Origin of the sequence: Leucobacter sp. M11 (assembly GCF_035726885.1) — a bacterium.
GTDB lineage: Bacteria > Actinomycetota > Actinomycetes > Actinomycetales > Microbacteriaceae > JAPFRB01.
Map to the genome: position 1 here is coordinate 390,878 of NZ_JAPFRB010000004.1, position 586 is coordinate 391,463.

Here is a 586-nt window from a genome sequence, read left to right on the forward strand (position 1 = left end):
TCGCAGGGCCGCCGTGACCTCCTCGGGGCCCACCGCGCCGAGCGCGGCCAGGTGATTGTCCTTGATCATCACGGCGTCGCTCAGCCCGAAGCGGTGGTTCGTGCCGCCGCCGGCCCGCACCGCATGCTTCTCGAAGGCGCGGAGTCCCGGCGTGGTCTTCCGGGTGTCCGCGATCCGCGCCCGAGTGCCGCTCGTCTCGGCGACGAAGCGCGCGGTCAGGGTCGCGATGCCGCTCATCCGCTGCGTGAAATTCAGTGCGATGCGCTCGGCCGTGAGCACCGAGCGCGCCGGTCCCGAGACGCGGGCGAGCACCTGGCCCGCGACGAAGGCGTCGCCGTCGCGGGCGAGCAGCTGGACCGCGACCCGCGGGTCCAGCTCGCGGAAGGCCGCCGCGAAGACCTCGCCCCCCGCGAAGACGCCGGGCTCGCGGGCGTTCAGCTCGGCGCTGAGGACCGCGTCCTCGCGGATCGCGACCCGGGCGGTGAGGTCGCCCCAGGGCGCGTCCTCGCGGAGCGCCTCGCGGACGCGTTCGGTGATGGTGGCTGCGGTGAGCACGGGGGTCTCCTACGGGGTCGTGGTGAGCGTG

The 586-nt window shown here is 74.6% G+C and carries 1 protein-coding gene; it reads right to left on the reverse strand.

Annotated elements, in window-relative coordinates; all coding sequences use genetic code 11:
- The coding region (gene nadC, locus OOT08_RS13925; RefSeq protein WP_325093388.1) for a carboxylating nicotinate-nucleotide diphosphorylase at window positions 1-555 on the reverse strand (555 nt) is incomplete at its 3' end.
- Window positions 556-586: the final 31 nt, after the last annotated feature.